Source organism: Rhodococcus sp. 05-339-2 (assembly GCF_002258965.1).
GTDB lineage: Bacteria > Actinomycetota > Actinomycetes > Mycobacteriales > Mycobacteriaceae > Rhodococcoides.
In genome coordinates this window covers 257,238-263,742 of the sequence record NZ_NOYW01000006.1, presented here as the reverse complement: position 1 = coordinate 263,742, position 6,505 = coordinate 257,238, and the positions used below count along the sequence as shown (strand labels likewise).

Genomic DNA, 6,505 nt, shown 5'->3' with positions numbered 1-6,505 from the left:
GGGTGTCGCCGGGTCGGGGTGTCGCGGGGTCTCGGCGTCGCCGGGTCGGGGTGTCGCGGGGTCGGGTTCAGCCGCAAACGCGCGCGCATTTGTCAGACGCGTTCGGATTCGCTATCGATTCGGGGTCTATTGCGCGCGCACCTGGCAAGTGCTCGCGCGTTTGCGGGCTTGGCGGGGTGGGATCGCGGGGCGGAAGGGGGCGCACTCAGGAGTTCACAGGTGCTGGGTTCACTGGTGCGGGTTTCGGTCCTGTGGGCTGTGTCCGTTGCAAACGCGCGCGCATTCGTCGGTTGCGTTCGGATTCGCTATCGATTCGGGGTCTATTTCGCGCGCACCTGGCAAGTGCGCGCGCGTTTGCGGGATCGCAGAGCCCCGGCCCCAACTCCGCGGCAACTCAGGAACTCAGCATTGCCCCGCACCCGCGGCGTCGAGTCCCCGCAGAATTTCGTTCTGATCGCCGGGTGGCACGTCGTTCCAGCTCGGCGCGGTGGTCATTTCGCTGCGCAGACCCTCGACCGACTTGGCGCGATCGGAGATTCCGGTTTGCTCGAGCGCATCGATCGACGGCAGAAACTGTGTACAGGTCTGCTGGTAGAGCGCTTCACCGGTGACGCCGGAGGTCGCGTCGGTCGGAGCTGCAGGCTCGGCAGCGGGCGGTAACTCGGACGCAGGAGCGGGCTCGGGTGAGGGCGCGTCGACCGTGGTGGTCGCGGGGACAGTCGTGGAAGTCGCAGTGGTCGTCGTCGCTGCGGCGACGGTGGTGCTCGACGCTTCCTCGCTCGTCGGGTCGTTGCTGCATCCGGCAATCGAGACGGCCACGATCAGCCCGAGCAATCCGGTCGCGATTTTTCCGTTCATCGCAACTGTGTACCACCCCGGCGGAACCACCGACGTCAGAGCAGGGTCTGCGCACGTCCGGTGATGGTGCTCAGCGCCGTCGACCAGGCGAGGTTCTTCGGGTCGAGGAATGCTCCGTGCCCCGCTCCCGGCAGGACGACGAGCTCGGGGTCGGTGCTGCCCGCCTTCGTCGATGCGTCGATGTAGACGCGGCTCTGGTTCACCGAGACGGTCTGATCGGCGTCACCGTGCAGCGCAGTGAGCGGAACGTCGAGGGGGAGGTATTCGATGGGGGAGGCGATCTCGTAGCGTCCGGGCACCTCGTTCGGCATGCCGCCGAGGAAGGCAGGCACGAACTTGTCGCCGCCGATGTCGGCTGCCCGCTTCATGTCGAAGACGCCGGCCATGATGGTGGCGCTGCGTGGTCGGATCTTCGGTTCTGCGCCCGGCGCGTCGACGGGCATGAGGTGTCGAGCCGCGACCCATGCGGCGAGTTGGCCGCCTGCCGAGTGTCCGGCGACGTGGACGCGATCGAGATCGAGCCGACCATCGGCAGCATTCTGGACGACGGTTGCCAGTGCCTCGGTGGCGTCGTCGACGTCGGAGAGGGTGTTGGCCCAATTGTTCGGCCCGCGTCGGTATTCGACGTTCCACACGGCGATGCCTTCGTCGGCGATGGCCGTCGACATCTGCTGGAAGTACGACAGGTCGAGGTCTTCCTGCCATCCGCCGCCGTGAATCATCACCACCACCGGGAGCGAGGTGGCGTTGTTGTCGGGGAGGTACAGGTCGCCGATGTTGTCCGGTTCGTATCCGTAGTTCAGTCGAATGGGATCCCCGGCCGGGCCCGATACCGGTTGCAGCGCAGCCGAATACGTCTCTGCGGTACTCGGTGAGGAGTCGGTGTCGGCCGAGCTGCAGCCGACCAGCGCGACCGCCAGCAGGCCGGAGAGGAAGTGGCGACGATTCACGCGTGCCGATCCGTCCAGTCGAGCAGTTCGGTGAGCGGCCAGGTGTTGATCACGCGCTCCGCGGGGACGCCGCGCTCTTCGGCTCGGATGCAGCCGTAGCCCTGCCAGTCGAGCTGTCCGGGTGCGTGCGCGTCGGTGTCGATGGAGAACAGGCAGTCGCGCTCGAGGGCGATGTCGATCAGTCGCTCCGGGGGATCCTGGCGCTCGGGTCTGGCGTTGATCTCCACTGCGGTGCCGAACTGGCGGCATCCCTCGAACACCACGGGGGCGTCGAACGTCGATTCGGGTCGGGTTCCGCGGCCACCCTCGACGAGCCGTCCGGTGCAGTGACCGAGTACGTCGACATGCGGGTTGGCGATGGCGGTGACCATACGTTTGGTCATGGTCTTGGAGTCGGCTCGCAGGTTCGAATGCACGCTCGCCACCACTACGTCCAGCTCTGCGAGCAGACCCTCGTCCTGGTCGAGCGATCCGTCGTCGAGAATGTCGACTTCGATTCCGGTGAGGATGCGGAACGGTGCGAGCCGCTCGTTGAGTTCGGCGATGACGTCGAGTTGTGCGCGCAGACGCTCGGCGGTAAGGCCGTTGGCGACCTTGAGGCGTGGGGAATGGTCGGTGAGAGCGCAGTACTGGTGACCGAGCCTCGCGGCGGTGCGCATCATCTCCTCGATGGGGCTGCCGCCGTCGGACCAGTTGGAATGGGTATGCAGATCGCCCTTCAATGCACCGCGAAGTTCGTTGTCTCCGATGGGTTCTGCCGCGTCTCGTTGCTCGCGGAGATAGTCCGGGACGTCCTGAGTCAGTGCTTGGCGAACGATCAGCGAGGTCTTGGCTCCGATACCGGTCAGCGAGGACCAGCTGTCCGCCTTCTCGTGCTCGGATCGTTGTGCGGGCGTGAGGGATTCGACTACATCTGCAGCCCGACGGTAGGCCTTGACTCGATGGGTGTCCGAGCGGGAGCGTTCGAGCCAGAAGCCGATCTCTCGAAGTGCGTCCACCGGATCCATGCGGTCCATTGTGCCTGGCGGTACCGACACGTGTTCACGGGGTAAACGGACAAAACTCTCAGGGACTTACCAGGTCGCTCACTCCCCATAGGCTTGAAGCTGCAACTACCATCGGCAGTCATGACCAAGAAATGGTGGATTGTCGGCGCGATCGTCGTTGTCGTAGTGGCGCTCGGATTGTATTTCGGCCCCAAGATCTATGCCTCGTTCGAGGGCGACGACGCACCGGCGGCAACCGTGTCGACCTCCGGCGCGCAGGCCGCGACCACACAGGACATCGACGGACGGTGGATCGTCACTCCGGGTGACGCCGCCAACACGACTGCCGCGGGCTACACCGTCGACGAGCTGTTGAACGGGTCAGATGTCACGGTCGTCGGGTCGACGACCGAGGTCGCGGGCAACGTCGTCATAGCCGACAACACGCTCACCGAGGGGCAGGTGGTCGTCATGACCAACTCGATCAGCACCGACAGCGACCGTCGCGACAGTCAGTTCCGCGGCAACATCTTCGACACCGCGACCTATCCGACGGCGACGTTCAACATCGACTCGCCGATCGATCTGTCCGCACTGCCCAAGGACGGCACCACCATGACGGTCACCGCCGAGGGCACGTTGACGCTCAAGGATCAGACACGTCCGGTCTCGGTGGAGATGGAAGTGCTGCAGTCCGGCGACACGCTCATCGCGTCGGGTGCCATTCCGACGACGTGGACCGACTACCAGATCGAGCCGCCGTCACTCGGCTTCGTCACCGTCGATCCGTCCGGGACCATCGATTTCCTGATCAATCTGAATCAGCAGTAGCGGGTTCTCGCGCACGCTCGGGCGTCCATCCCGGCGGTCCGACGAGATATCCGACGCGCTCCTTCCATGACCGCGATGCCGCAACATCCCGCGCGATGTTGCGGTATTCGTGTGTCTGGAGGGTCCAGATGTTGAATGTGTCGACGGGCTTGGTGAGTCCGTAGTTGGGGCGCTCGACCTCCTCGGCGTAGGTGCCGAACAGGCGGTCCCAGATGATGAGGATGCCGCCGTAGTTCTTGTCGAGATACTGCGGATCGCGGCCGTGATGGACGCGGTGATGCGAGGGCGTGTTGAAGACGTACTCGAACGGACGCGGCAGCCGGTCGATGCGCTCGGTGTGCACCCAGAACTGGTAGACGAGGTTGATCGAGAATCCGACGAACACCATCCACGGCGGCATGCCCAACAGGGGCAGCGGTAGCCACATGATGACCTCGCCGCTGTTGTTCCACTTCTGTCGCAGCGCCGCGGCGAAGTTGAAGTACTCGCTCGAATGGTGGGACTGATGCGTCGCCCAGATGATTCGGGTCCGATGCGCGATGCGGTGATATCCGTAGAACAGCAGGTCGACGCCCAGGATCAGGATCACCCACGTGTACCAGGCGTCGGCCGGAAGATGCCACGGCGCGACGTAGACGTAGATCGCCGTGTAGGCGACGAGGGCGAGCGCCTTCCATGCCGTGGTGGTCGCGATGGATACCAGTCCCATGCTCAGGCTCGAGCGCGCATCCCTGGCGGAATAGCTACCGCGTTCACCGTCCTCGAGCTTCGCGGCCGCGATCCACTCGATCGCCAACAACAGTGCGAACGCGGGAATGGCCAGTGCCACGGGATCGCGCAGCGGTTCGGGGAGTGCATTCCACGCCGAACCGATCCACTCGCTCATCGAAACCTCCTGCGTGACAGTTAGAGGTTGAGTGTAACGCTTTTCTGTTCGGTTTCCCCAGGGCTCGTACCGTGGAGGACGGCGCACCAATCGGCCGAGAGAGCGGAGTCGGACTTGTTGCAGAAAATCGCGTCCACGATCGGACAGGTGGTCGGGTCGGCGTTGGGTGTCGTCGGTATCCGGGTCGGTACTGAGGAACCGCCGCATACGAGCCGTCGACTGACCGATGCTGTGGAGATCCGTCGTTACCGACCACGCATCGCGGCGCAGACAGTCGTCGACGCCGATGAGGAAGAGGCACGGCAGGAGGGTTTCCGCCGCCTGGCTCGCTACATCTTCGGCGGGAACGGGGGCAAGAAACGGTTCGCGATGACCGCTCCCGTCAGCCAATCCCCGGCAGGGTCGCAGAAGATCGCCATGACTGCGCCGGTATCGAGTACATCCGGCAGCGACGGGTGGGTTGTCCGGTTCTTCATGCCGGCCGAGTGGACGATGGACACGCTGCCCGAGCCCGACGACGACCGCGTGACGTTGACCGAGGTTCCGGCGGAGACGGTCGCTGTACTGCGCTTCAGCGGTGGCCGCAGCCGAGACGACGTCCGACCGCAGATCGCGGCGTTGACCGAAGCGTTGCGCGCCGAGGGCATCGAGATGCTGGGTGAGCCGATGACCTGGTTCTACGATCCGCCGTGGACCTTGGCGCCGTTGCGTCGTAACGAGGTGGTCGTGGCGGTACCGGACGGTTCCTGACGCGTCGGGGTGTCCCGCACGTGCTCGCTAATTCCCTACTGCGATGGTAGGAATTGAACGTGCACATCACGGCCAAGGCGGACTATGCGGTTCGCACGCTCGTCGAACTCGCTGCCGTCGGTGGGCAGCGGCCCGCGAAGGCCGAGGCGCTGGCCATGGCGCAGGGAATCCCGCACAAGTTTCTCGAATCGGTGCTCTCGGATCTGCGTCGCGCAGATCTCGTGTGCAGTAGGAGGGGACCCGACGGCGGCTACTGGTTGGCGCGGGAGGCGTCGGACATTTCGGTTGCCGATGTGATGAGGGCCGTCGAAGGCCCGTTGGCGTCGGTGCGCGGTCAGCGGCCCGAGGATGCGGAGTATTCCGGTCCGGCCGAGCCGCTCACCCGGGTGTGGCTGGCGGTACGCGTCAATCTGCGTGCGGTGCTCGAGGCGGTGTCGCTGGCGGACATCGTCGACAACGAGCTGCCGGACTTCGTCGGAGAGCTGATCAGCGAGCCGACCGCGTGGGCGCGTCGATGACCTGAGTCACATCCGGCGCCGGCTGTGTCGGGATCGACAAAATTGCACAGCACTGCAAACTTGCAGAACAGTGCAAGTTCCGTAGGTTGGTAATCGTGACTTCTCCGACTGGCCTTCGCGATCTGAAGAAGGCGGCCACCCGCGACGCGCTCGGCATGGCTGCCGTGCGTCTGGGCAAGGAGCACGGCATCGACGCGGTCACCGCCGACGCCATCGCGCACGAAGCGGGAGTCTCCACCCGCACGTTCCACAACTACTTCTCCAACAAGGAAGAAGCAGTTCTTCACCACATCGAAGTGTCTGCCCTCGAATGGTTCGAGCTCCTGCGCGCCAGGCCGTCGACCGAACCGATCTGGGACTCGTTGCGGCACATCGCAATCGACCTCGTCGCGGACCCGGGCCGGGATCTGGACGACACCTTCGCGGCAGCGCGGCTGATCGAAGCCAACCCCGCCCTGATGGCCCGCAAGCTCGAGATGCACCAATCGCTGACCCGCAAACTCGGCGAAGCCATCGCCGAGCGAACCGGTACCGACATCGACACCGACCTCTACCCCAACCTGCTCCAGATGGCCGTCGGTGGTGCCGTCACGGCAGCACTGAACATCTGGGTCACCGATTCTGCAGGCGCATCGACGCCGAGGGCCCTCATCGAGGACGCCTTCGACCAACTGCGCGCTGGACTTCCCGAGCCGCAACCGTCCGAACCCAACCGAGGAGCTTGAC

8 protein-coding genes are annotated in these 6,505 nt (G+C 64.8%); 4 read left to right on the top strand and 4 right to left on the bottom strand.

Annotated features, from left to right (window positions below; all coding sequences use genetic code 11):
• Positions 1-402: 402 nt before the first annotated feature.
• From CH273_RS06175 to CH273_RS06165, 3 genes are read right to left on the bottom strand one after another with little or no spacing between them, the layout of a single operon-like run.
• On the bottom strand, positions 403-858 hold the full coding sequence (locus tag CH273_RS06175) for a hypothetical protein (protein ID WP_032395349.1): 456 nt from the start codon (positions 856-858) through the stop codon (positions 403-405).
• 35 nt (positions 859-893) lie between these two features.
• The gene (locus tag CH273_RS06170; RefSeq protein ID WP_032395348.1) at positions 894-1,808 is read right to left on the bottom strand and encodes an alpha/beta hydrolase family protein; all 915 of its coding nucleotides are present in this window, start codon (positions 1,806-1,808) and stop codon (positions 894-896) included.
• Complete coding sequence (locus CH273_RS06165; RefSeq protein WP_032395587.1) at positions 1,805-2,815, bottom strand: PHP domain-containing protein; 1,011 nt, start codon at positions 2,813-2,815, stop codon at positions 1,805-1,807. Before CH273_RS06165 ends, CH273_RS06170 begins: the two co-directional genes overlap by 4 nt.
• A 120-nt stretch (positions 2,816-2,935) precedes the next feature.
• Here CH273_RS06165 and CH273_RS06160 point away from each other — a divergent pair, with 120 nt between their 5' ends.
• Positions 2,936-3,625, top strand: a complete 690-nt coding sequence (locus CH273_RS06160; RefSeq protein ID WP_032395347.1) for a YceI family protein — start codon at positions 2,936-2,938, stop codon at positions 3,623-3,625.
• On the opposite strand, the gene CH273_RS06155 is transcribed toward CH273_RS06160, so the two are convergent.
• On the bottom strand, positions 3,606-4,511 hold the full coding sequence (locus CH273_RS06155; protein ID WP_032395346.1) for a sterol desaturase family protein: 906 nt from the start codon (positions 4,509-4,511) through the stop codon (positions 3,606-3,608). The two genes, CH273_RS06160 and CH273_RS06155, sit on opposite strands and share 20 nt — an antisense overlap.
• A 114-nt stretch (positions 4,512-4,625) precedes the next feature.
• Between CH273_RS06155 and CH273_RS06150 the strand changes: the two genes are divergently transcribed.
• The 3 genes from CH273_RS06150 to CH273_RS06140 all read left to right on the top strand — a co-directional run bounded on the left by CH273_RS06150 (position 4,626) and on the right by CH273_RS06140 (position 6,504).
• On the top strand, positions 4,626-5,261 hold the full coding sequence (locus CH273_RS06150) for an SOUL family heme-binding protein (RefSeq protein WP_032395345.1): 636 nt from the start codon (positions 4,626-4,628) through the stop codon (positions 5,259-5,261).
• Between the two features lie 59 nt (positions 5,262-5,320).
• Entirely contained in the window at positions 5,321-5,779 is a 459-nt protein-coding gene (locus CH273_RS06145; protein ID WP_032395344.1) for an RrF2 family transcriptional regulator, read from the top strand.
• An 86-nt stretch (positions 5,780-5,865) separates the two neighbouring features.
• Entirely contained in the window at positions 5,866-6,504 is a 639-nt protein-coding gene (locus tag CH273_RS06140; RefSeq protein ID WP_094632062.1) for a TetR/AcrR family transcriptional regulator, read from the top strand.
• Position 6,505 lies beyond the last annotated feature (1 nt).